The organism is Bacillus sp. OV166 (assembly GCF_900177675.1).
Taxonomy (GTDB): domain Bacteria; phylum Bacillota; class Bacilli; order Bacillales; family Cytobacillaceae; genus Neobacillus.
On the sequence record NZ_FXWM01000001.1, the window covers coordinates 1924620 to 1948764 of the forward strand.

The 24145-nt window shown below is 39.5% G+C and carries 24 protein-coding genes and 1 other annotated feature; all 24 genes read left to right on the forward strand.

The window, feature by feature from the left end:
* Window positions 1-182 precede the first annotated feature (182 nt).
* The 24 genes from spoIIGA to pyrE all read left to right on the forward strand — a co-directional run bounded on the left by spoIIGA (window position 183) and on the right by pyrE (window position 24061).
* The gene (gene spoIIGA, locus CCK98_RS09250) at window positions 183-1121 is read left to right on the forward strand and encodes a sigma-E processing peptidase SpoIIGA (RefSeq protein ID WP_088086312.1); all 939 of its coding nucleotides are present in this window, start codon (window positions 183-185) and stop codon (window positions 1119-1121) included.
* Between the two features lie 44 nt (window positions 1122-1165).
* Window positions 1166-1885: an RNA polymerase sporulation sigma factor SigE gene (gene sigE / locus CCK98_RS09255; RefSeq protein ID WP_088086313.1), complete on the forward strand. Its 720-nt coding sequence runs from the start codon at window positions 1166-1168 to the stop codon at window positions 1883-1885.
* A 350-nt stretch (window positions 1886-2235) separates the two neighbouring features.
* Complete coding sequence (gene sigG / locus CCK98_RS09260; RefSeq protein WP_026566385.1) at window positions 2236-3015, forward strand: RNA polymerase sporulation sigma factor SigG; 780 nt, start codon at window positions 2236-2238, stop codon at window positions 3013-3015.
* Window positions 3016-3110: 95 nt separating this feature from the next.
* Complete coding sequence (locus tag CCK98_RS09265; RefSeq protein ID WP_088086314.1) at window positions 3111-3380, forward strand: YlmC/YmxH family sporulation protein; 270 nt, start codon at window positions 3111-3113, stop codon at window positions 3378-3380.
* Window positions 3381-3450: 70 nt separating this feature from the next.
* Complete coding sequence (gene pgeF / locus CCK98_RS09270) at window positions 3451-4278, forward strand: peptidoglycan editing factor PgeF (RefSeq protein WP_088086315.1); 828 nt, start codon at window positions 3451-3453, stop codon at window positions 4276-4278.
* Window positions 4275-4952, forward strand: coding sequence for a YggS family pyridoxal phosphate-dependent enzyme (locus CCK98_RS09275; RefSeq protein WP_088086316.1), 678 nt, complete (start codon window positions 4275-4277; stop codon window positions 4950-4952). The genes pgeF and CCK98_RS09275 overlap by 4 nt, the downstream gene beginning before the upstream one ends.
* A gap of 11 nt (window positions 4953-4963) precedes the next feature.
* The gene (locus CCK98_RS09280) at window positions 4964-5437 is read left to right on the forward strand and encodes a cell division protein SepF (RefSeq protein WP_088086317.1); all 474 of its coding nucleotides are present in this window, start codon (window positions 4964-4966) and stop codon (window positions 5435-5437) included.
* Between the two features lie 6 nt (window positions 5438-5443).
* A complete protein-coding gene (locus CCK98_RS09285) occupies window positions 5444-5707 on the forward strand; it encodes a YggT family protein (RefSeq protein WP_088086318.1) in 264 nt (87 codons plus the stop codon).
* Between the two features lie 30 nt (window positions 5708-5737).
* A complete protein-coding gene (locus tag CCK98_RS09290) occupies window positions 5738-6511 on the forward strand; it encodes an RNA-binding protein (RefSeq protein WP_088086319.1) in 774 nt (257 codons plus the stop codon).
* An 87-nt stretch (window positions 6512-6598) separates the two neighbouring features.
* Window positions 6599-7114, forward strand: coding sequence for a DivIVA domain-containing protein (locus CCK98_RS09295; RefSeq protein ID WP_088086320.1), 516 nt, complete (start codon window positions 6599-6601; stop codon window positions 7112-7114).
* Between the two features lie 49 nt (window positions 7115-7163).
* Window positions 7164-7406: a binding site (T-box leader), on the forward strand.
* A 76-nt stretch (window positions 7407-7482) separates the two neighbouring features.
* A complete protein-coding gene (gene ileS / locus CCK98_RS09305; protein WP_088086322.1) occupies window positions 7483-10251 on the forward strand; it encodes an isoleucine--tRNA ligase in 2769 nt (922 codons plus the stop codon).
* A gap of 144 nt (window positions 10252-10395) precedes the next feature.
* Window positions 10396-10686, forward strand: coding sequence for a hypothetical protein (locus CCK98_RS09310; RefSeq protein ID WP_088086323.1), 291 nt, complete (start codon window positions 10396-10398; stop codon window positions 10684-10686).
* Window positions 10687-10780: 94 nt separating this feature from the next.
* Window positions 10781-11290 (forward strand): signal peptidase II, encoded by a 510-nt coding sequence (gene lspA / locus CCK98_RS09315; RefSeq protein ID WP_306298928.1) that lies wholly within the window; start codon window positions 10781-10783, stop codon window positions 11288-11290.
* Window positions 11262-12173: an RluA family pseudouridine synthase gene (locus CCK98_RS09320; protein ID WP_088086325.1), complete on the forward strand. Its 912-nt coding sequence runs from the start codon at window positions 11262-11264 to the stop codon at window positions 12171-12173. Before lspA ends, CCK98_RS09320 begins: the two co-directional genes overlap by 29 nt.
* A gap of 184 nt (window positions 12174-12357) precedes the next feature.
* Window positions 12358-12900, forward strand: a complete 543-nt coding sequence (pyrR, locus tag CCK98_RS09325; RefSeq protein WP_088086326.1) for a bifunctional pyr operon transcriptional regulator/uracil phosphoribosyltransferase PyrR — start codon at window positions 12358-12360, stop codon at window positions 12898-12900.
* 173 nt (window positions 12901-13073) lie between these two features.
* Window positions 13074-14387, forward strand: a complete 1314-nt coding sequence (locus tag CCK98_RS09330) for a solute carrier family 23 protein (protein ID WP_088086327.1) — start codon at window positions 13074-13076, stop codon at window positions 14385-14387.
* Window positions 14388-14549: 162 nt separating this feature from the next.
* Window positions 14550-15491, forward strand: a complete 942-nt coding sequence (locus CCK98_RS09335; RefSeq protein WP_088090353.1) for an aspartate carbamoyltransferase catalytic subunit — start codon at window positions 14550-14552, stop codon at window positions 15489-15491.
* Complete coding sequence (locus tag CCK98_RS09340) at window positions 15451-16737, forward strand: dihydroorotase (protein ID WP_088086328.1); 1287 nt, start codon at window positions 15451-15453, stop codon at window positions 16735-16737. Before CCK98_RS09335 ends, CCK98_RS09340 begins: the two co-directional genes overlap by 41 nt.
* Window positions 16734-17825 (forward strand): carbamoyl phosphate synthase small subunit, encoded by a 1092-nt coding sequence (locus tag CCK98_RS09345; RefSeq protein ID WP_088086329.1) that lies wholly within the window; start codon window positions 16734-16736, stop codon window positions 17823-17825. Before CCK98_RS09340 ends, CCK98_RS09345 begins: the two co-directional genes overlap by 4 nt.
* A complete protein-coding gene (gene carB / locus CCK98_RS09350; protein WP_088086330.1) occupies window positions 17818-21024 on the forward strand; it encodes a carbamoyl-phosphate synthase large subunit in 3207 nt (1068 codons plus the stop codon). The genes CCK98_RS09345 and carB overlap by 8 nt, the downstream gene beginning before the upstream one ends.
* Window positions 21021-21794 carry a dihydroorotate dehydrogenase electron transfer subunit gene (locus tag CCK98_RS09355; RefSeq protein WP_088086331.1) on the forward strand — a complete coding sequence of 258 codons (774 nt, stop codon included), beginning with the start codon at window positions 21021-21023 and terminating at the stop codon, window positions 21792-21794. Before carB ends, CCK98_RS09355 begins: the two co-directional genes overlap by 4 nt.
* Window positions 21791-22732: a dihydroorotate dehydrogenase gene (locus CCK98_RS09360; protein WP_088086332.1), complete on the forward strand. Its 942-nt coding sequence runs from the start codon at window positions 21791-21793 to the stop codon at window positions 22730-22732. The genes CCK98_RS09355 and CCK98_RS09360 overlap by 4 nt, the downstream gene beginning before the upstream one ends.
* Complete coding sequence (gene pyrF / locus CCK98_RS09365) at window positions 22704-23420, forward strand: orotidine-5'-phosphate decarboxylase (RefSeq protein ID WP_088086333.1); 717 nt, start codon at window positions 22704-22706, stop codon at window positions 23418-23420. Before CCK98_RS09360 ends, pyrF begins: the two co-directional genes overlap by 29 nt.
* Entirely contained in the window at window positions 23417-24061 is a 645-nt protein-coding gene (gene pyrE, locus CCK98_RS09370; protein WP_088086334.1) for an orotate phosphoribosyltransferase, read from the forward strand. The genes pyrF and pyrE overlap by 4 nt, the downstream gene beginning before the upstream one ends.
* Window positions 24062-24145: the final 84 nt, after the last annotated feature.

The window sequence follows — 24145 nt, forward strand, 5'->3', positions numbered from 1 at the left end:
CCAATTATGGGTCATGTCTTTTTTTATTTATTGCAACAAAATCTATCTGACAAAATCCGTTGTGAATAGTGGAAAATTCTGTTTTTTTGATTACAGAAAGTGACACACTTCAGCCATGCAAGTACGTTATACTTTTTCGTAAACAGAAAGGAAAAGCTGACAATTTAAAGGGAGGAAGCTGGTTGACTATTTATTTAGATGTGATTTGGGCACTAAATTTGTTATTTGATAGCCTGCTTCTGTATTTAACAGCTATTTTTCTAAAAAGAGAAATTAAATTAGGGAGACTACTTGCTGGCGGTTTTATTGGTTCAATGATAATTTTATTATCCTTTACACCATTAAATGTCTATACAAGCCATCCAATTTCAAAATTCATGTTTTCAATCTTGATGGTGTTAACTACCTTTGGGTATAAGCGAATGACTTTTTTCATTAAAGCCTTAATGACGCTATATGTTTCAACTTTTTTAATTGGCGGGGCATTAATGGGGGCACATTATTTTATTCAATATGACTCTGAATTGACAACTAAGGTCCTAATGACCAGTGTAAAAGGTTTTGGAGACCCAATTAGTTGGGTATTCGTTCTTATTGGTTTTCCAGTTGCCTGGCATTTCTCAAGAAAAAATGTAGAAAGTATGGAGATGACCAAAATTCAATTTGATCAAATTGTTAAAGTAACCGTGGAAATTGACAATGAAACACTTACTTTTAAAGGATTAGTGGATAGTGGAAACCAACTTTATGATCCGTTGTCAAAGCTTCCTGTTATGTTCGTCTCAATTAAAAACCAACTAGATACAATCCCAGAAACGATACAGAAACTTGCGGATGATCCAGAAATACTTTTAAAAGGGAGTGGAGAAATCCCAGATGAATGGCAAAGCAGGCTCAGGATCATCCCTACTCGCGTGATTGGACAAGAGCATCAGCTTATTATAGCGGTTAAACCTGAAAGCATATTGATCGAACATAACGGCACTCAGTATTTATGTGAAAAAGGCCTTGTATCTTTCACAATAAAGCAACTCTCTAGTGAGGATGCATTTCAATGTATTGTTCATCCAAAAATGCTAACTGGGCATAAACAGCAAACTGAAACTGTTAAGGTGAGTTAATATTACTATACTCAGAAAAACATATTTTAGAAGGAGGAACACGCATGAAAAAATGGAGGCTTCGCCTATCCTACTACTGGTATAAACTATTAATGAAATTGGGCTTAAAAACAGATGAAGTTTATTATATTGGTGGCAGCGAAGCATTACCGCCTCCTTTGAGTAAAGATGAAGAAGAGTTGTTGTTAAAAAAACTACCGGGTGGTGATAAAGCCGCAAGGTCGATATTAATTGAACGAAATCTCCGTCTAGTTGTTTATATTGCTAGAAAATTTGAGAATACAGGTATTAATATCGAGGATTTAATTAGTATCGGGACCATTGGATTGATTAAGGCCGTAAATACCTTTAATCCGGAGAAAAAAATAAAACTTGCTACATACGCCTCTAGATGTATCGAGAATGAGATTCTCATGTACTTACGACGTAATAATAAGATCAGATCAGAGGTATCATTTGATGAACCTTTGAACATTGATTGGGATGGAAATGAGCTTTTATTATCTGATGTATTAGGAACAGATGATGATATTATCACAAAAGACCTAGAGGCCAATGTGGACCGAAAGTTATTGACAAAAGCACTGCATCAGCTTACAGACCGTGAAAAACAAATAATGGAGCTTCGGTTTGGTCTGACAAACGGGGAAGAAAAAACCCAAAAAGACGTAGCCGACATGCTGGGAATTTCCCAATCCTATATTTCACGATTAGAAAAAAGAATCATAAAAAGATTACGGAAAGAATTTAATAAGATGGTGTAAGAAAAGCAATATTTAAGGCTTTTGTTGATTTTGGCACCATGTTGATTGGAGCGGAAGGCGTGAGACTCCTGCGGGAGGACGGGGCAGGGGAGACCCCACAGGCGCTTAGCGCCGAGGAGGCTCCCCGGACCGCCCGCGAACCGCACGCGACTGGAGCGGAAATCAACATGCACCCTTACAGAACTTAAAGAAAAGAAAATTTTTTTCATTCGAAAAACCTAAGAAATGCGCGACTTAATTACATTTTTCGACAAATATGCACTTGTCCACCATCGTGGATAAGTGCATATTTTTCCTTCTCAAGGAAATACTGTTTTTTGTACAGCAACTCCTGTGAGGAGGGAAAAGGATTGACTCGAAATAAAGTTGAAATTTGCGGTGTGGACACAGCAAAACTTCCTGTATTAAAAAATGAAGAAATGAGAATACTCTTCAAGCAAATGCAAGAGGGCGATATTTATGCCAGAGAAAAGCTCGTCAACGGTAATTTACGACTCGTATTAAGTGTCATTCAACGATTTAACAATCGAGGTGAGTTTGTTGACGACTTGTTTCAGGTTGGCTGTATTGGACTGATGAAATCAATCGATAACTTTGATTTAGGTCAAAACGTAAAGTTTTCGACTTATGCCGTACCAATGATTATTGGAGAAATTCGAAGGTATCTACGTGATAATAATCCAATTCGCGTTTCAAGGTCCTTGAGGGATATAGCTTATAAGGCCCTCCAAGTAAGGGAGCGATTGATGAGCGAAACTTCACGTGAACCCACTGCAGAAGAAATCGCAAAGGTCTTAGAAGTTCCACACGAAGAAATCGTGTTCGCTCTTGATGCCATACAGGACCCAGTGTCCCTTTTCGAGCCAATTTATAATGATGGCGGCGACCCAATTTATGTAATGGACCAATTAAGCGACGAGAAAAATAAAGATATCCACTGGATTGAAGAAATTGCTTTAAAAGAAGGAATGCGAAGGTTAAACGATCGTGAAAAATTAATTTTACGTAAACGATTTTTTCAAGGAAAAACACAAATGGAAGTCGCGGATGAAATCGGGATATCTCAAGCTCAGGTTTCTCGACTAGAGAAAGCGGCCATAAGGCAAATGAATAAAAATATTCAAAGTTAAGCTGTCCTTTGGGCAGCTTTATTTTTATTCTTTTTACTAAAATGATATGAACAATCATATATTTTCTATAGTAATAAAACTGGGAGTGAGAGATGATGGTGAAAATTTCCGAATTCCAAATAAAAGATGTGGTTAATGTATCAGACGGAAAAAGGCTTGGTAATATAGGTGATATAGAGATCAATTTAACCACAGGTAAAATTGATGCCGTCGTGATTAGTGGCAGCGGCAGAGTCCTCGGCTTTTTTGGAAAAGATGATGACGTGGTTATTCCGTGGAAAAATATCATTAAAATTGGTCAGGACGTAATTTTGGTAAGGTATAAAGGAAGTGAAGAGAGATTTTCATCGGAAACAGAGGATTGACAATAGTTTTTGCGGTGACCATTTTTTCGTTTCATGGTAAACTATAGAAAAAAACAAAAGAGGTATGGAAATGGAACCCTTTGTTTTAAAGAATGAGTCATTTTTTTCAATAGAAAGCTGGATAAGGCAATTTCCTGGTTTGGCTGCGGGTATGACAACCAAAAATGGAGGAGCGAGTAAAGGGAATTACAAAACCCTAAACCTTGGCTTTCATGTTGGAGATGACAGAAGAGATGTTTGCATCAACCGAGGAAAAGTTTCTGAACTTCTGAAGTTTCCTCTAAACACCTGGGTTGGGGCAGAACAAACACATGGTATTCATCTTAAGAAAATTTCAAAAGCAGATCGAGGTAAAGGGTCCAATTCCTATGAAGATTCTTTTAAAGACACTGATGGTTTTTATACGAATGAGGAGGGTATTCTTTTATCGCTTTGCTTTGCCGACTGCGTCCCTCTTTTTTTTATTGCACCTGAATCAAGGATGATTGGAATTGCCCATGCTGGCTGGAAAGGGACCGTGGGTCAAATTGCCAAGGAAATGATAAACGCATGGGGAAGAGAAGGAATTAATCCCCAACAGATTTTTGTGGCAATTGGCCCATCAATTTGTGAAAAATGTTATATTGTTGATCAACGAGTTATAAATTTAGTTGAAAATACTCTAGTAGATGTCGAAACATTACCCTATAATTTAATTAATGATGGCCAATACTCTTTAGATTTACGTGAAGTAAATAGACAAATTATTGTCAATTCAGGTGTACCTGATACTAATATTCAGATGACTGGTTTTTGTTCTAGTTGTGATAAAGAGTTTTTTTCCCACCGCCGTGATCAAGGTAGGACAGGAAGAATGGTAAGTTTTATTGGCTGGAAGGAGATTATGAAAAGTTTATGAGGGTTGCAGTAAAGTTTGAACAAATAAAACAACAAATTATTGAGACATGCCTTCGAGTAGAGCGGGACCCTGAAGAAGTGAAAGTGATAGGCGTTACGAAATATGTTAGTACGGAGAGAGCTATCGAAGCGTTACAAGCTGGCATAATAAATTTAGGTGAAAATCGTGATGAGGGGCTCCTTCAAAAGTGGGAAGTACTTAAGGACAAGCCTAATTGGCATTACATCGGTTCGCTTCAGAAGCGAAAAGTAAAAAATATTATTAATATAGTTGAATATATTCATTCTTTGGACCGGATTTCTCTTGCAGAAGAAATCAATAAACGAGCAGAACAAAAGGTAAAATGCCTGGTTCAAGTCAACGTCTCTGGGGAAGAATCTAAGCACGGCTTAACTCCTGAAGATGCGATAGTTTTTATTGAATCGCTTCGCAAATTTGAGAGGATTAGCGTGGAAGGTTTAATGACAATGGCCCCATTAACGGATGATGAAGACCAAATTCGAGAATGTTTTCGCAAATTAAGAGAACTTCGCGATCAAGTTCAAGCCCTAAATTTGGATTACGCCCCATGCACAGAGCTTTCGATGGGTATGTCTAATGATTATGTAATTGCTATTGAAGAAGGGTCAACAATGGTAAGAATAGGCACAGCGCTTGTTGGTGAAGATGGTTAGGAGAGAAGATAATGACGATTAAATCAAAATTAAAAACATTTTTCTTTTTAGATGATGAATATGATGATAATAATGATGATTATGCACAAACAGTTGAACCGGCTCCCGTAAAGCAAAAGCAACAGCAACAGCATCTGCCAGTGGTAAAAAACCAAAATGTTGTTAGCTTGCAAAGCGTCCAAAAAACTACCACTTCATCAAAGTCATCCAAGGTAATATTAGTTGAACCACGGACATATTCTGAGTCAACTGATATTGCAGACCATTTAAAAAATCGCCGGGCAGTTGTAGTGAACCTGCAGCGGATTGATAGTGAACAAGGCAGGCAAATTGTTGATTTTCTAAGCGGAGTTGTCTATGCCCTCGGTGGTGACATTCAAAAAATTGGTTTAAGTATATTTTTATGTACTCCTGATAATGTTGAGGTGTCAGGAAATATATCCGATTTGATTCCTGACTTTGATAATCAAAATATGAGGTGGTAATGTTAAATGGCATTTGTATTTAGTTTATTACAACAGTTAATTCAAGTTTATTCGTGGGCATTAATTATTTATATTTTAATGTCTTGGTTTCCAAATGCTAGAGAGTCCTCTATTGGTCAATTTTTAGCAAAAGTTTGTGAACCTTATTTAGAGCCATTTAGAAAAATCATCCCACCTCTTGGTATGATGGATATATCACCTATAGTTGCATTTCTTGTTTTAAACTTCGCTAGCAGTGGTTTAGGCAGTGTATATCGCTGGCTTGCATAAGAATACTGAAACTAGGTTGTGTTTTGAAAAATGAATATTTACCAGCATTTCCGGCCAGAAGAACGAGAATATATTGACCAAGTGTTAAATTGGAAGGATTATGTCGAGACGCAATATACTCCTAAGTTAACAGATTTTCTTGATCCAAGGGAACAGCATATTCTAAAAATATTAATTGGTGAACATGGCCAAGTAAATTATAAACTTTTTGGCGGCAGCCCGGATGTTGAACGAAAAAGAGCCTTAATCTTTCCAGATTATCTAACCGCCACGGAAGAAGAATTTCAAATCAGTCTTTTTGAAATCCATTATCCAACCAAGTTCGTCACGATCGAACATCGACAGGTATTGGGTACGTTAATGTCTTTAGGGCTAAAGCGAGGGAAATTTGGTGATATCCTTAATAAGGATGATAAATGCCAATTTTTCGCTGCAAAGGAAATAAGCGACTATATAAAAACTAATGTTGAAACAATTGGCAGGGCTGGCGTTAAACTAACTGAAACCGATATCGAGAATGCCATCCGTATCAATGAATTATTGGTCGATAGTGATTTAACAGTATCTTCACTACGATTGGATACTGTTATTTCAGGTATTTACCATGTATCACGGCAAAAATCGCAACTTTTTATTCAACAAGGGCTCGTGAAAGTGAATTGGACATTAACCGAAAATCCTTCATTTGAATGCGATGTTGGTGATATGATTTCAGTTAGAGGATACGGCAGAGCAAAAATTCTTGCCATCGAAGGGAAAACAAAAAAAGAAAAATGGCGAATAAATGTCGGTAAACAAAAATAACAACATAAGTAAAGAAGGAAATTCGAAGAATGTTGTCGAATAAATGCTTATACATATAGAATTAGAGAATGTATGGAGGTGGCATCAATGCCGTTAACACCGTTGGATATTCATAATAAAGAGTTTAATAAGGGTTTTAGAGGATATGATGAAGATGAAGTGAACGAATTTCTCGATCAAGTCATCAAAGATTATGAATTAGTACTCAGAGAGAAAAAAGAAATGGAAGAACGCTTAAACGATATGAATGAGCGTCTTGGTCATTTTGTTACTATTGAGGATACTCTGAATAAATCAATCATCATTGCTCAAGAGGCTGGGGAAGATGTAAAACGTAATGCCCAAAAGGAAGCGAAGTTAATCATTAAGGAAGCAGAGAAAAACGCGGATCGAATTGTCAATGAATCACTTTCAAAAGCAAGGAAAATTGCTCTTGAAATCGAGGATTTAAAAAAACAATCAAAAGTATTCCGAACTCGTTTTAAAATGTTGATTGAAGCTCAGCTTGATATGTTGAACACGGATGATTGGGATCATTTATTAGAGTATGAGGTAGATGCGACAGAGCTAAAAATTCATCAAGAAGAAGATTCATTAGCTTGACGAAATGCGTTTTTTTAGCATATAATTTCTTAACAGTTATAAAGAATGGTCAATGACGATGAAAGGGAAAGTACAATTTTCTATGGCTTTTTAAAAGCGAGTCGGGGGTGGTGGAAGCCCGGTAAAGTTGGAAATTGGAAAATCACCCTCGAGTTCCAGGTCGAACCTCCTTCTTTAAGGAAAGTAGGCTTAGGCGTTTTATTCACGTTACGAATGTTTAAGAGGATAGAACGATTATTTCGTACTATTTATCAGGGTGGTACCGCGGGAAAAAAACCTTCTCGTCCCTATTTTGGGATGAGAAGGTTTTTTTGTTTGTCTATTGGCTATTCTTTGTTATATGAAGAGGATTACAGGAGGAAGAAAAGATGGAATATAAAAATACGTTATTAATGCCGCAAACTGAATTTCCGATGCGTGGTAATCTTCCACAAAGAGAACCTGAGATTCAGGCAAAATGGGAAGAGATGAATATTTATAAAAAAGTACAGGAACGGACCAAAGAACGTCCTATGTTTGTTTTACATGATGGGCCTCCGTATGCTAATGGTGATATCCATATGGGCCATGCCCTTAATAAAATTTTAAAAGATATAATTGTCCGTTATAAATCTATGAGTGGTTATCATGCACCATACGTACCTGGCTGGGATACACATGGACTCCCTATTGAGCAGGCGTTAACCAATAAGGGAGTGAAACGCAAAGAAATGACGGTTGCAGAATTCCGTCAACTTTGTACAAAATATGCTCTTGAACAAATTGATAATCAACGTGAACAATTTAAACGTCTTGGTGTACGTGGCGACTGGGAAAATCCTTATATTACTCTTAACCCAGCATATGAAGCACAACAAATTAAGGTTTTCGGTGAAATGGCCAAAAAAGGTTATATTTATAAAGGTCTTAAGCCTGTCTATTGGTCCCCTTCAAGTGAATCAGCACTTGCAGAAGCAGAGATTGAATATCAGGACAAGAAGTCTGCATCCATTTATGTGGGCTTTAAGGTTAAGGATGGAAAAGGCGTTCTTGACTCGGATACCCAAATTATTATCTGGACGACTACTCCATGGACAATTCCTGCAAACTTAGGAATTTCAGTGCATCCTGACTTAACATATGTGGTGGTATCTGCAAATGAAAACAAATACCTAGTTGCTGAAGCTCTTCTGGAAGAAGTTTCGAAGCTTATTGGCTGGGAAGAAGTAACAGTTATTAAGAAGGTAAAAGGAAATGAATTAGAGCATATTCTTGCCATCCATCCTCTATATGGTCGTGATTCATTGGTCATGTTAGGTGAACATGTAACAACTGATGCCGGTACTGGATGCGTTCATACTGCACCAGGCCACGGGGAAGATGACTTCTATGTAGGTCAAAAATACGGTTTAGAAGTATTATGCCCTGTAGATGATAAAGGCGTGATGACAAGTGAAGCACCGGGCTTTGAAGGATTATTTTACGATAAAGCTAATAAACCAATTACACAAGCGTTAGAAGATGCAGGTGCACTACTTAAGCTTTCGTTTATAACTCACTCTTATCCGCACGACTGGAGAACGAAGAAGCCGGTTATCTTCCGTGCTACAGCCCAGTGGTTTGCTTCTATTAAGGATTTCCGCAATGAATTACTCGATGCGGTGAAGGAAACTAAGTGGATTCCTGCCTGGGGAGAAACGCGGTTATTTAATATGGTGCGTGACCGTGGGGACTGGTGTATTTCCCGTCAACGTGTCTGGGGGGTACCAATTCCTGTTTTTTACGCAGAAAATGGGGAAGAAATCATCACTGATGAAACGATCAATCATGTTTCAGATTTATTCCGTGAGTTTGGTTCTAATATTTGGTTTGAACGTGAGGCAAAAGATTTACTTCCGGAGGGCTTTACCCATCAAGGAAGTCCAAACGGAACATTTACAAAGGAAACGGATATCATGGACGTGTGGTTTGATTCAGGTTCATCACATCAAGCAGTGTTACTTGAAAGAGATGATTTAGTTCGACCTGCCGACCTTTATCTTGAAGGCTCTGATCAGTATCGTGGCTGGTTTAACTCGTCATTATCAACTGCGGTAGCTGTGACAGGTGAAGCACCTTATAAAGGAGTATTAAGCCACGGCTTTGCTCTTGACGGTGAAGGTAGAAAGATGAGTAAATCAATCGGAAATGTAGTGATCCCTGCAAAAGTGATGAATCAATTAGGAGCAGATATCTTACGCCTTTGGGTTGCTTCCGTTGATTATCAAGCAGATGTTCGTGTTTCCGATGCTATTTTGAAACAGGTTGCTGAAGTGTATCGTAAAATTCGTAATACTTTCCGGTTCTTATTGGGGAATTTAGCAGACTTTACCCCTGCTGATAGAGTTCCTTATGAAAATCTACGGGAAGTCGATCAATTCATGCTTGTTAAATTAAATAAGCTGATTAAAAATGTTCGTAATGCTTATGAAAACTATGAATTTGCAGGTATTTATCATGCGATTAATAATTTCTGTACCCTTGATTTAAGTTCATTCTATCTAGATTTTGCAAAAGATGTCCTTTATATTGAGGCTACAGATAATCATGAGCGTCGTGCGATCCAGACAGTTTTATATGAATCACTTCTCGCTTTAACTAAGTTGGTTTCGCCAATTCTGTCCCATACAGCTGATGAAGTGTGGAAATTCATTCCATCTGTAACAGAAGAAAGTGTTCAATTGACTGACCTTCCAGAATACCAGGAGTTGAGCAATGCAAATGCTTTGGAAGAAAAGTGGACTGAATTCATGAATCTGCGTGATGATGTGTTAAAAGCACTTGAAGAAGCCCGTAATCAAAAGGTGATTGGAAAATCGTTAACCGCAAAAGTAACCCTTTATGTTAATGAAAAATCGAGACAGCTATTAGATTCTATTGATGAAAATATGAAACAGTTGTTTATTATCTCAGGCTTCGAAGTGGCGGGAACATATGAGGAAGCACCTGATCATGCGGTGAAATTAGAAACTGCAGCCATTGTTATTACGAAAGCTGAGGGAGAAACATGTGATCGATGCTGGATTGTTACACCAGAAGTGGGTCAAAATCCAGAACATTCCACACTTTGCAACCGTTGTGCCGACGTAGTAAAAGAAAACTATACCCATTTAGCATAAATAAAACGAAGCCCTGTGCAAAATGCACAGGGCTTTTAATTTTTTCCTTCTCCGTTAATTGTTGTAGTTGTTGTCAAATGTTTTTCCGAGTTAAGAAATAGTTGACGGAAATAATAAGACAAATGAGTAACGGAGGTAACAACTATGAATGCCACGCAGGAAAAGCTGTTCTTTGAACTCCGTCAAACGAAAGAAGAAATCGAGTATTCGTTAAAAAATAAACAAGTAAAAAATTGGTTTACAACCATTTTGGAAGAAGAATTGTCAGATACTATTACAGCAATCCGAAAATTGGAAAATGGGAATTTTGGGCAATGTGAAATTTCCGGTGAATTTTTATCCGCTGATTTATTAAACATGATTCCGACATTAAAATCACAAAGAGACTCAGAGTATTTGGAAAGTTACTTCAAAAAATCAATTTACCATTCTTAATTAATAATGTTCCATTTTCGTTTAGCGAAAAAGTATGCTAAAATGCTTAAGAAGTATGAAAAGCGAAAGCACCTAGAATCGTAATTCTAGGTTGATGTGGAGGTATTTCTTAGTGTTTTATTACTTAATCGCTCTTTTTGTTATTTTATTAGATCAAATTACGAAATGGTTAATTGTAAGCAACATGTATCTAGGAGAAAGTATTACCATCATTGATAAAATTTTCTATATTACTTCTCATCGTAATCGTGGAGCTGCATGGGGGATATTACAAGGTCAAATGTGGCTTTTTTATGTAATTACTGTCATTGTAATAGTTGCTATTATGTATTATCTTTACAAAGCAGTAAAAGGAAAATGGCTGCTAGGGTTATCGTTAGCATTAATGCTCGGAGGCGCCATAGGCAATTTTATTGACCGTGTGATTCGTAAGGAAGTTGTCGACTTCATTCATACGTATGTTTTTGGCTATAATTTCCCAGTCTTTAATATCGCGGACTCAGCTTTAGTGATCGGTGTCATCATGTTAATGATACAAGTGTTGTTAGAAGAGAGAGAATCAAAGGAGAAATCATATGGAGAAAATGGAACACACCATTCTTGAGGAGCAAAAAGGAGATCGGATTGATAAGGTGATCTCAAGCTTTGATGAAGAATGGTCCCGAACACAAGTACAGCAATGGATAAAAGAAGGTAATGTCCTTGTGAACGGACAACAGATTAAAACCAATTATAAATGCAGCACAAATGATCAAATTGAGATCACAATACCAGACCCAGAAGAACTAGATGTTTTACCTGAAGATCTAAACTTAGAAATTTTTTATGAAGATAAAGATGTATTGGTTGTAAATAAACCAAGAGGGATGGTTGTTCATCCGGCACCAGGGCATTTGTCAGGTACATTAGTCAATGGTTTAATGTTCCACTGTAAAGATTTATCGGGTATTAATGGTGTATTAAGACCCGGGATTGTTCACCGGATTGATAAAGATACTACTGGGCTGTTGATGGTGGCCAAAAATGATATGGCTCACGAAAGCCTTGTCAATCAATTGGTGGCTAAAACTGTTACTCGTAAATATAAAGCGATTGTCCATGGTGTCATTCCACATGACTTTGGAACTGTTGATGCTCCGCTAGGCAGGGATACAAAAGATCGCCAAAGCATGACAGTTGTTGACCACGGAAAACATGCTGTCACTCATTTCCATGTGATTGAACGGTTTAAAGACTTTACTTTTGTAGAGTGCCAATTAGAAACTGGACGAACACACCAAATTCGTGTTCATATGAAATATATTGGCTATCCGCTCGCTGGTGATCCAAAATATGGACCGAAAAAAACACTGGACATAGAAGGACAAGCCTTGCATGCAGGTGTGCTCGGATTTAACCACCCGAGAACTAACGAATATTTAGAATTTGAAGCTCCACTTCCAGAAGATATCGAATTGTTGCTAACTCAGCTTCGAAATAATCGTTGACACAGTCGTTTATTTAAAGTAAGATGATTTTAGCTTAATAAGCCTTTAAAACAGTCCCGAGAGGCTGAGAAGGAAACGGTTAAGATAATGGGCAAATTATGCCCATATCTATAAATTAACTTGTTATCCTCTCACCAGAATTGGGTGAGAGGTTTTTTATTTTTACTAAAGAAGAAGGTGTAATATGAACCAAAAAGCTGTTGTCCTTGATGAACAAGCAATCAGTAGAGCGCTGACTAGAATTGCCCACCAAATTATTGAAAAAAACAAAGGTATAGAAGACTGCATTCTGGTTGGTATCCGGACGAGAGGCATCTATCTTGCGGATCGACTTGCAGCAAAAATTGAAGAGATTGAGGGCAAGTCGATTGCTATAGGTGAGATAGATATTACCCTTTATCGAGACGATTTAACTAAGAAGACGGAAAGTCAAGAACCACTTGTTAAAGGCTCAGATATTCCGGTTGGTATAAATAATAAAAAAGTAATTCTTGTTGATGATGTTTTATATACGGGAAGAACAGTCAGAGCAGGACTGGATGCCTTAATGGATATAGGACGCCCATCAGTTATCCAACTTGCGGTATTAGTCGACCGAGGACATCGTGAACTTCCAATCCGGGCAGATTATGTCGGGAAAAATATCCCAACCTCAAGTGACGAAAAAATCGTTGTTGAGTTAGCCGAAGTGGATAAGGTTGATCAAGTAAGTATATTTGAAAAATAAATAGCAACCCTTTTAAATTTAGTCCTGTGAGGCTGACAAAGGGGAATATGCCAACATGAGACTTCATTAAGGCATTTCCATACCCTCTTTGTACCCTTACCGGCAAAGAGGGTTTTTTTTATGAAAAAAATAGATACTAAAATAAAGCAGTAGATTAAATGGGGGAAATCCAAATGAACAATAAGCCTATCTTAGACGTAAAAGAGATTCCAAAACCCTTTCAATGGATAACATTAAGCTTACAGCATTTGTTTGCTATGTTCGGTGCAACAATACTTGTTCCCTACCTAGTGGGTTTAAGCCCAGCGATTGCACTTATTTCAAGTGGACTTGGAACATTGGCGTTTTTATTAATAACTAAATTCAAGGTTCCAGCTTATCTGGGTTCATCCTTTGCCTTTATCGCACCTGTCATTGCTGCCAAAGCAGCAGGTGGCCCTGGTGGTGCGATGGTCGGTACTTTTCTCGCAGGATTAGTTTACGGAGTTGTTGCACTTGTCATCAGCAAGGTGGGGCATCGCTGGATCATGAACCTGCTGCCGCCAATTGTTGTCGGCCCAGTTATCATTGTTATCGGATTAGCTCTATCCGGAACTGCAGTGAATATGGCGATGAATAATCCTGCAAGCGGAAAGTACAGTTTGCTTCATTTCTCCGTCGCACTTGTAACCTTGGCAGCAACAATTATTTTTTCGATATATGCCAAAAAAATGTTAAGCATGATACCTATCTTAGCAGGGATTATTGTGGGATATATCTATGCACTATTAGTTGGGATCGTCGATTTCACACCAGTATTAGATGCTAAATGGTTTGAAATGCCTGAATTTATCCTTCCATTTGTAAGCTATAAAGTAAAATTCACTTGGGATTTAGTCCTGTTAATGGTACCAGTTGCAATTGTAACTTTATCGGAACATATCGGACACCAGTTAGTACTAAGTAAAGTAGTTGGTCGTGATTATATTAAAGAACCCGGCTTGCACCGCTCGATTCTTGGTGATGGAACAGCAACAATTATTTCTGCCTTGGTTGGCGGCCCCCCAAAAACAACTTATGGTGAAAACATTGGTGTCCTTGCCATTACACGAGTATACAGTGTGTATGTCATTGCTGGTGCAGCAGTCTTCGCTATCATCTTTGGTTTTATTGGAAAAATAACGACCTTAATCGGGACCATTCCAACACCAGTTATGGGCGGAGTTTCGATTCTGCTTTTCGGAATTATTGCTTCTTCAGGGTTGCGAATGCTGGTTGATAGCAAAATTGATTTTGGAAACAAGCGTAACCTTGTCATATCTTCTGTCATCCTGGTGATTGGAATCGGTGGCGCTGTGATAAAAGTATCTGAATCATTGCAAATCCAAGGTATGGCATTGGCAGCAATTTGCGGGGTTCTCTTAAATCTCATCCTGCCTGGCAAAGAACCAATTAATGAAAATATGCTTGAGGAGAATCAATCCTCAGAAAAGCGGAAAACTGCATAATAAAGTTTCAACTTTTTAAATAAATCCAGTGAGATTTATAAGGGTGTAAGCTTGATTCCATGATTTTAATCTCATGGATTAAGTCGTGAATTCTTACACTCTGAACCAACCAATGGTCAGGGTGTTTTTTTATCAAAATGAGAGGCGGGAAAAAGACTGATGATAAATCACTTACTAACCACAAATGAATTAAAGGTGGAGGAGATTAATCAAATCTTAGCAGATGCTCATGGATTCAAAAACGGAATGAAGTGGCATCCTGAAGGGCAAATGTTTACTGCCAATCTATTTTTCGAACCAAGCACAAGAACTAAGAGCAGCTTTGAAGTTGCACAAAGAAGATTAGGATTAGAAGTTATCCCTTTTGAAGTTCTAACCTCAAGTGTTCAAAAAGGGGAGACACTTTATGATACTGTGAAGACCTTAGAATCAATTGGCGTAAATACGATTGTCATTCGTCATGATCAGGATCGATACTTTGATGAGTTAGTTGGGAAGATTAACATCCCAATCATCAATGGCGGTGATGGATGCGGACATCATCCAACACAATCGCTTCTAGATTTATTGACCATCCAACAAGAATTTTGCCAATTTGCAGGATTAAAAATTGCCATTATTGGAGACATCCGACATAGCAGGGTGGCGCGTTCCAATGCAGATGTTCTGACCAGGCTGGGAGCGGAAGTGGTTTTTTCTGGACCAGAAGAATGGTTTGATACTAGGAGTGTAGATATATCTAGGTATAGGCCTATTGATCAGGCAGTACAAGAAGCAGATGTAGTAATGCTGCTGCGAGTTCAACACGAACGGCACCATAATAAAAGCAGTTTTACAGCAAATGAGTACCATAAACAATTTGGGCTCACTTTAGAAAGAGAAAAAATGATGAAGCCGGGCAGTATCATTATGCATCCTGCTCCAGTAAATAGAAATGTAGAAATAGCTGATAGTCTTGTGGAGTGCAAGCGGTCAAGAATTTTTAAGCAAATGGAAAACGGTGTATATGTAAGAATGGCAGCAATTAAGAGATCAATTGAAAGTCTTGAAGGAGGAAAAAATTATGAACATTCTTATTCAGAACGCATGCTACATAGCATCTAATGGGGAAACAAAACAAACTGATATATTGGTAGAAAATGGTATTATCGCAAAGGTTGAATCGAACATTGATGCGATTGTGGATCGGATAGTGGATGCAGCTGGGAAGTTAGTTTCACCAGGATTTATTGATCTACATGTTCATCTTCGTGAGCCTGGCGGCGAAAAAAAGGAAACCATCGCTACAGGGACACTTGCCGCAGCTAGGGGCGGGTTTACAACAATAGCAGCGATGCCAAATACAAGACCGGTGCCTGACACCAAGGAACAAATGGAATGGTTGCAAAACAGAATCAATGAAACAGCAAAGGTAAGGGTTTTGCCATATGCATCGATTACGACAAGACAGCTTGGCCAGGAACTAACAGATTTTGAGGCATTAAAAGAAGCGGGGGCATTTGCCTTTACCGATGATGGTGTCGGTGTTCAGTCGGCTGAGAGGATGCTAGCAGCGATGCGGAAAGCGGCTGCTAATAATATGGCAATCGTTGCACACTGCGAAGAAAACACGCTAATTAATAAAGGCTGTGTCCATGAAGGTTCTTTCTCAGAGAAACATGGCTTGAATGGTATTCCTTCCATCTGTGAATCAGTTCAGATTGCAAGAGATGTCCTCTTAGCCGAAGCCACAGGCTGTCATTATCATGTCTGCCATATTAGTACTAAGGAATCCGTCCGGGTGGTAAAGGATGCAAAACGAGCAGGCATTAATGTAACCGCAGAAGTATCACCGCATCATTTATTATTATCTGAAGATGATATTCCAGGGCTTGATACGAATTTCAAGATGAATCCACCGCTTCGTGGTGCAGATGACAGAACGGCCCTAATCGAAGGACTTCTAGATGGAACGATTGATTTTATTGCAACCGATCATGCGCCGCATACAGCAGAAGAAAAAAGTGAAGGAATGGTTCTCGCTCCATTCGGAATTGTTGGACTAGAAACTGCGTTCCCACTGCTGTATACACATTTTGTATTAAAAAATATCATCACGCTTAACCAATTAATTGAATTTTTAACAATAAAACCAGCGGAAGCATTCGGGCTTCCATATGGAAGAATAGAAGTAGGCGCACCAGGAGATTTAGTAATCTTGAACCTCGATGATGAATATGAAATTAAACCAGAAGAATTCTTATCAAAAGGAAAAAATACTCCATTTGGCGGTTGGAAATGTAAAGGGTGGCCTGATATGACCATTGCTGGAGGGCAAATTGCTTGGGAAAAAGGATGTGTACTAGCATGAAAAAACAGCTTATCTTAGAAGACGGTACAATTTTTATCGGTAAAGGATTTGGCAGTGATACTGAAACGATTGGTGAAGTGGTGTTTAACACAGGTATGACTGGCTATCAAGAAATCCTTTCTGACCCATCCTATTGTGGACAAATTGTTACACTAACTTATCCGCTAATTGGTAACTATGGGATTAATCGTGATGATTTCGAATCGATCAATCCGGCTGTAAAGGGATTCGTTGTTAAAGAAGCGGCTGAATTTCCGTCCAATTGGAGAAGTGAATGTACGTTAGACGAATATTTTGAAATGAAAAAAATCCCTGGGATTGCTGGGATTGATACACGAAAATTGACAAGAATTATCCGCCAATATGGAACACTAAAAGGAGCAATTTGCAGTATTGAAAAAGATGCAAATGAGGTTTTACAAAAATTGCGTGGAACATCACTTCCAATCGATCAGGTACGCCAAGTATCAACTAAAAATGCCTATCCTAGTCCTGGACGTGGGAAAAGAGTTGTACTTGTTGATTTTGGAATGAAGCATGGAATTTTACGTGAATTAAATCAGCGCGGCTGTGATGTGATCGTTGTACCATATCACACTACTGCTGAAGAAATTATTCAATTAAGTCCAGACGGAATTATGCTGTCAAATGGACCTGGGGATCCAAAGGATGTACCAGAAGCAATCGATATGTTAAAAGGAGTATTAGGCAGAGTCCCATTATTCGGAATTTGTCTTGGCCATCAGTTATTTGCCTTGGCCTGCGGGGCGAACACCGAAAAAATGAAGTTTGGTCATCGCGGTTCCAATCAACCTGTCAAAGACTTATCTACAGGGAAAGTTGCGATTACCGCACAAAACCATGGATATACAGTTGAAGAAGAGTCAATCAAAAGCACAAGATTACAAATTACTCATATTGCCATAAATGATGGAACGGTTGAGGGACTAAAACACCTAGATTATCCGGCATTTACTGTTCAGTATCATCCGGAAGCATCTCCAGGACCTGAAGATGCAAACGGCTTATTTGATCAGTTTCTTGCCCTAATGGAAGAGAACAAACAGGAGGTTACAGCAAATGCCTAAACGTACAGATATCAACTCCATTTTAGTAATTGGTTCGGGTCCAATCGTCATTGGGCAGGCTGCAGAATTCGACTATGCTGGTACTCAAGCATGTATCGCTCTAAAAGAAGAAGGCTATCGTGTTATTCTAGTAAACTCTAATCCTGCAACCATCATGACAGATACAGAAATTGCTGATGCTGTGTATATCGAACCATTAACAGTAGAGTTTGTCAGCAGAATTATTCGTAAAGAACGTCCAGACTCCCTTCTAGCTACTCTCGGCGGACAAACAGGTCTTAATCTGGCCGTTGAGTTGTCTGAATCCGGAGTTTTAGCTGAGTGCGAGGTTGAAATTCTTGGTACTAAACTTTCCGCGATTAAACAAGCAGAAGATCGGGACCTATTCCGCAGCTTAATGAATGAGTTAAACGAACCGGTACCTGATAGTGCAATCATTCATGAATTAGCTGAAGCTAAGGCTTTTGTTGAACAGATTGGTTTCCCTGTGATTGTCCGTCCTGCCTATACTCTAGGTGGAACGGGAGGCGGCATCTGTCATAATACAGAAGAACTTGAGGAAATCATTGCTAGCGGACTAAAGCATAGTCCTGTGAATCAATGTTTGCTCGAAAAAAGTATTGCCGGTTTCAAAGAAATTGAATACGAAGTTATGCGCGATGGAAACGACAATGCAATTGTCGTTTGTAACATGGAAAATATTGATCCGGTGGGTGTTCATACTGGGGACTCCATTGTGGTTGCACCAAGTCAGACCCTAAGTGATCGAGAATATCAACTGTTAAGGAATGTATCACTAAAAATCATTCGTGCTTTAGGGATTGAAGGGGGCTGTAACGTTCAGCTGGCCTTAGATCCAGATAGCTACAATTACTATATAATCGAAGTTAATCCACGTGTTAGCCGTTCTTCGGCATTAGCATCAAAAGCCACTGGTTATCCAATTGCCAAGCTTGCTGCAAAAATTGCCGTTGGCTTAACGCTGGATGAAATGTTGAACCCGGTTACTGGGAAAACGTACGCAAGTTTTGAACCAGCTCTCGATTATATTGTAACAAAAATCCCTAGATGGCCGTTTGATAAATTTGAATCAGGGAATCGTTCACTAGGGACGCAAATGAAAGCAACCGGAGAAATTATGGCGATTGGCCGGACGTTTGAAGAATCCCTATTAAAAGCCATTCGTTCCCTTGAGGCGGGCGTCTTCCATTTTGAATTAAATGGTGCGGAGGAAATTGATGATGAATTACTCGAGAAGCGGATTAGAAAAGCAGGAGATGAGCGTCTCTTCTACATTGCAGAGGCGTTAAAACGAGGACTAACCATAGAAACCTTGCATCAATGGAGTAAAATTGATTTATTTTTCTTGAAGAAAATGGAAGGGATTATATGTCTGGAAGCAAATATCGCTGCTAATCCTTTTGATAACGAAATCCTTTTTGAAGCAAAGCAAAAAGGTTTTACTGATAAAAAAATCGCTGAACTTTGGAATAGTACTGAAAAAGAGATTTTTAACCTGCGCAAGAGCTTAGGGATTATCCCTGTTTATAAAATGGTTGATACTTGTGCAGCAGAATTTGAATCGGAAACACCTTATTACTATGGTACGTACGAAGAGGAAAACGAGTCGGTGGTAACGGACAGAAAAAGTGTGATTGTTCTCGGGTCGGGACCCATCCGTATTGGTCAAGGAATTGAGTTTGACTATGCTACTGTTCATTCGGTTAAAGCTATTAAGGAAGCAGGATATGAAGCAATTATTATTAATAATAACCCTGAAACGGTATCCACCGATTTCAGTATTTCTGATAAGCTTTACTTCGAGCCGCTGACGATCGAAGATGTCATGAGTATTATTGAGTTAGAAAATCCAATTGGGGTTGTGGTCCAATTTGGCGGGCAAACAGCTATCAACCTTGCCGCAGATCTTGCTGAAAATGGGGTCAAAATACTTGGAACAAGCCTTGAAGATATAGACCGTGCTGAAAATAGAGATAAGTTTGAACATGCTCTTCAACAATTAAATATTCCGCAGCCGTTAGGGAAAACAGCATTATCAGTGGAAGAAGCGGTGGTAATTGCCAACGAAATCGCCTATCCCGTTCTAGTCCGCCCATCCTATGTTCTTGGGGGAAGGGCAATGGAAATTGTCTACCATGAAGACGAATTACTTCACTACATGAAAAATGCTGTAAAAATTAATCCAGATCATCCAGTGTTGATTGACCGCTATTTAACAGGAAAAGAAATCGAAGTAGATGCCATCTGTGATGGAGAAAATGTACTCATACCTGGAATTATGGAACATATCGAGCGAGCGGGGGTCCATTCTGGTGATTCGATTGCTGTGTATCCGCCGCAAACTCTTACTGAGACAGTAAAACAAACACTTGTGGAGTATACAGAGAAATTAGCAAAGGGCTTAAACATTATCGGATTATTAAATATCCAGTACGTTCTGGCAGGGGATCAAATCTATGTGCTTGAGGTCAATCCGCGTTCAAGCCGTACGGTTCCATTCTTAAGTAAAATAACGAATCTTCCAATGGCGAAAATAGCCACTAAAGCAATTTTAGGCGTATCGATTGTTGATCAAGGGTACATTCCTGGTCTTGCTACTGAAAAAGAAGGGGTTTTCGTAAAGGTTCCTGTTTTCTCCTTTGCTAAGCTCAAAAGTGTGGATATAACCCTAGGACCTGAAATGAAATCGACAGGGGAAGTAATGGGTAAGGATGTAACGCTTGAAAAGGCTCTCTATAAAGGATTAGTTGCATCAGGAATGAACATCCAAAAGTTTGGTACGGTATTGTTTACTGTAGCAGATAAAGATAAACAGGAAGCGTTAAAGCTGGCGAAGCGATTTTCCGCTAACGGCTATCGTTTAATGGCAACGAGCGGTACAGCAGCTGTCTTAGAGGCGGCTGGACTAAGAGTCAAAGAGGTTGGAAAGATTGGTTCGGAAGGAAAGACGCTTTTGGATGTCATTCAACATGGAGAGGCGCAATTCATTATTAATACACTGACTAAAGGAAAACAACCGCAACGCGATGGGTTTAGAATCCGCCGGGAAGCTGTTGAAAATGGGGTTCCGTGTTTAACATCATTAGACACAGCAGATGCTATCCTTAAAGTGATTGAGTCGATGAACTTCTCGGCTGAAGCGATGGATTCAGTAAAAAAGGAGGCTGTCTTTGCTTGATTAGAAAAGAGTTATGCAAAATCAGCAGCCAAAAAGAAATTGCTGCAGACATATATGAGCTTACTGTTAAAGGAGAATTGGTCGGACAAATTAGTGCCCCGGGTCAATTCGTGCATATTAGGGTCTCAAATGGGTGGGACCCGCTTTTACGAAGGCCCATTAGTATCTCTTCCTTCGATAAAAAACAAAAAAGCATGACCATGATCTATCGCAAGGAAGGAAGAGGAACAACAATGCTAGCAGAATTGGGTCCAGGGAAGCAAATTGACATCCTTGGGCCGCTCGGCAATGGCTTTCCTGTCGATGAAGTCAGCAGAGGTGAGACGGCCTTGCTTGTTGGCGGTGGAATCGGTGTTCCGCCACTATATGAACTTTCTAATCAATTAGTCGAAAAAGGTGTAAAGGTTATCCATGTCCTAGGCTTTCAAACGGAAGCGGCGGTTTTTTACGAAAAGGAATTTTTAGAAAATGGTGAAACCTACGTAACTACTGTTGACGGTTCCTATGGAAGGAAAGGATTTGTAACAGATGTCATGAAGGAATTACGATTTGATTGTATTTATACATGTGGACCAACACCAATGTTAAAGGCAATTGAACAAAGTTATTCAGATAAAAAAATGTTTTTATCATTAGAAGAACGAATGGGCTGCGGAATTGGGGCATGCTTTGCCTGCGTGTGTAAAAGTAAAGATGACCCAACCGGAGTTTCCTATAAAAAGGTATGCAGCGATGGGCCCGTTTTTCGCGCCGGGGAGGTATTGATATGAGCCGTTTGAACATCGATTTGCCGGGTTTAACACTGAAAAATCCTATCATGCCTGCCTCGGGTTGTTTTGGATTTGGACGGGAGTACAGCCAATTTTATGATTTGAGTGTATTGGGAGCGATTATGATTAAAGCCACAACAGTAGAACCGCGGTTCGGAAACCTAACCCCAAGGGTAGCAGAAACAACATCAGGGATGTTAAATGCAATCGGATTGCAAAATCCAGGCCTTGAAAAAGTACTAGGCGCAGAGCTGCCTTGGCTCTCCCGGTACGATGTCCCGATTATCGCAAATGTTGCAGGGTCACTCGAAGAGGATTATGTGGAGGTTGCTCGAAGAATATCAAAAGCACCAAATGTGCATGCATTGGAACTAAATATCTCTTGTCCAAATGTAAAAACGGGAGGGATTGCATTTGGTACAATACCTGAAGTAGCTAAGCAATTAACCCGGAAGGTAAAGGAAGTTTCTGAAGTGCCAGTGTATGTGAAACTGTCACCGAATGTCACTAATATTGTGGAAATGGCGAAAGCGGTGGAAGCTGGGGGCGCCGATGGTTTAACCATGATAAATACACTTGTTGGGATGAGGCTTGATTTAAAAACGGGCAAACCGATTTTAGCCAATCGTACAGGCGGCTTATCAGGTCCAGCTATTAAACCTGTGGCCATTCGGATGATTTATGAGGTCAGTCAGGCTGTATCCATTCCGATTATTGGCATGGGTGGAATTGAGTCGGCTGCCGATGTGATTGAGTATTTCTATGCAGGCGCAAGTGCCGTAGCAGTTGGAACTGCAAATTTTGTGGATCCCTTCGTATGTCCAACAATTATTGAGGAATTACCAGCTTTACTAGAAAAATTAGGCTTTGAACACATCAGTGAATGTACAGGAAGGAGCTGGAAGGAAGATGGACAACTCGCTTATCATCGCGCTTGATTTTGCCAATGGCAGCGAAGTGAATCGATTTTTGCAGTGTTTTGAAGGCAGAGAGCTTTTTGTGAAAGTCGGCATGGAGTTATTTTATCAGGAAGGCCCTTCAATCGTTCATCAATTAAAAGAAAAAGGTCATCATATTTTTCTGGATTTAAAGCTTCATGATATTCCGAACACTGTGAAAAGTGCGATGAAGGGGCTTGCCCGATTGGAATGTGACTTAGTTAATGTTCATGCTGCTGGGGGAAAAGAGATGATGGCAGCTGCACTTGAAGGACTGGAGGCAGGGACTTCTGCAGGACGTAAACGACCTGATTGCATCGCGGTAACACAGTTGACGAGTACATCAGAAGAGCAAATGAATAAAGAACAGCTCATTCCTGTTTCATTGGAAGAATCCGTTTTACATTATGCGTTACTTACAAAAGAAGCTGGCCTGGACGGTATCGTCTGCTCTGCATGGGAAGCTGCTTTTATTAGGGAGAAAGCTGGGCAATCGTTTTTGACCGTATGCCCAGGAATTCGCATGGAGTCTGATCAGGTTGGAGATCAAAAGAGAGTGGCTACACCGGATTTTGCGAGAAATTCGGGGGTAAGTTCTATTGTTGTGGGGCGTTCGATTACTCGGTCAGTTGACCCCGTGAAAAGCTATGAAAAATGGATGGAAGTATGGAAGGGGATACGACAATGAAACACGTGATTGCTGAAAGATTATTAGAAATTAATGCGGTTGCCTTAAAGCCACAGGATCCATTTACTTGGACATCAGGGCTCCGGTCACCAATCTATTGTGATAATCGGCTAACTCTCTCATTCCCGGCTGTTAGAAGAGAAATTGCTGCTGGCTTGCAAAAACTCATCCTTGAGAATTTTTCAGAAGCTGAAGTTATTGCTGGTACGGCGACAGCAGGGATCCCGCATGCAGCATGGGTGAGTGAACTAATGGATTTACCAATGTGCTATGTTCGTTCAAAGGCAAAGGGGCATGGCAAAGGAAATCAGATAGAAGGCAAGGTTGAATCAGGTCAAAAAGTTGTCGTTGTTGAGGATTTAATTTCAACAGGGGGCAGTGTGATTACGGCAGTTCAAGCATTACGGGAAGCAGGCTGTGAAGTGCTTGGAGTTGTCTCCATTTTTACATATGGGCTGGAAAAGGGAAAGGAAGCATTTGAACAAGCTGATATTAAGAGTCTGTCACTGACTAACTTTCCTGCATTAGTAAAGGTAGCGATTGAAAAAGGCTACATAATGGAAACGGATCAAGAGAGTTTATTATCGTGGAGTCAGGCACCTTCTGAATGGAGTAAACAATTTGATGAGGTTACTCTTTAATAAAATAAGGAAGTGGGATATCTTTCAATTTGAGATTCGCCCAGAGAATTGTGAAATTCGCTGATAAACAGGTAATATCCGCTG

Bases quoted from the DNA above. Each gene is read 5' to 3' on its own strand.
- sigE (WP_088086313.1), top strand. From the start codon at position 1,166: ATGAAAAAATGGAGGCTTCGCCTATCCTACTACTGGTATAAACTATTA.
- CCK98_RS09265 (WP_088086314.1), top strand. From the start codon at position 3,111: ATGGTGAAAATTTCCGAATTCCAAATAAAAGATGTGGTTAATGTATCA.
- pgeF (WP_088086315.1), top strand. From the start codon at position 3,451: ATGGAACCCTTTGTTTTAAAGAATGAGTCATTTTTTTCAATAGAAAGC.
- CCK98_RS09275 (WP_088086316.1), top strand. From the start codon at position 4,275: ATGAGGGTTGCAGTAAAGTTTGAACAAATAAAACAACAAATTATTGAG.
- CCK98_RS09280 (WP_088086317.1), top strand. From the start codon at position 4,964: ATGACGATTAAATCAAAATTAAAAACATTTTTCTTTTTAGATGATGAA.
- CCK98_RS09285 (WP_088086318.1), top strand. From the start codon at position 5,444: ATGGCATTTGTATTTAGTTTATTACAACAGTTAATTCAAGTTTATTCG.
- CCK98_RS09290 (WP_088086319.1), top strand. From the start codon at position 5,738: ATGAATATTTACCAGCATTTCCGGCCAGAAGAACGAGAATATATTGAC.
- CCK98_RS09295 (WP_088086320.1), top strand. From the start codon at position 6,599: ATGCCGTTAACACCGTTGGATATTCATAATAAAGAGTTTAATAAGGGT.
- ileS (WP_088086322.1), top strand. From the start codon at position 7,483: ATGGAATATAAAAATACGTTATTAATGCCGCAAACTGAATTTCCGATG.
- CCK98_RS09310 (WP_088086323.1), top strand. From the start codon at position 10,396: ATGAATGCCACGCAGGAAAAGCTGTTCTTTGAACTCCGTCAAACGAAA.
- lspA (WP_306298928.1), top strand. From the start codon at position 10,781: ATGTGGAGGTATTTCTTAGTGTTTTATTACTTAATCGCTCTTTTTGTT.
- CCK98_RS09320 (WP_088086325.1), top strand. From the start codon at position 11,262: ATGGAGAAAATGGAACACACCATTCTTGAGGAGCAAAAAGGAGATCGG.
- pyrR (WP_088086326.1), top strand. From the start codon at position 12,358: ATGAACCAAAAAGCTGTTGTCCTTGATGAACAAGCAATCAGTAGAGCG.
- CCK98_RS09330 (WP_088086327.1), top strand. From the start codon at position 13,074: ATGAACAATAAGCCTATCTTAGACGTAAAAGAGATTCCAAAACCCTTT.
- CCK98_RS09340 (WP_088086328.1), top strand. From the start codon at position 15,451: ATGAACATTCTTATTCAGAACGCATGCTACATAGCATCTAATGGGGAA.
- CCK98_RS09345 (WP_088086329.1), top strand. From the start codon at position 16,734: ATGAAAAAACAGCTTATCTTAGAAGACGGTACAATTTTTATCGGTAAA.
- carB (WP_088086330.1), top strand. From the start codon at position 17,818: ATGCCTAAACGTACAGATATCAACTCCATTTTAGTAATTGGTTCGGGT.
- CCK98_RS09360 (WP_088086332.1), top strand. From the start codon at position 21,791: ATGAGCCGTTTGAACATCGATTTGCCGGGTTTAACACTGAAAAATCCT.
- pyrF (WP_088086333.1), top strand. From the start codon at position 22,704: ATGGACAACTCGCTTATCATCGCGCTTGATTTTGCCAATGGCAGCGAA.
- pyrE (WP_088086334.1), top strand. From the start codon at position 23,417: ATGAAACACGTGATTGCTGAAAGATTATTAGAAATTAATGCGGTTGCC.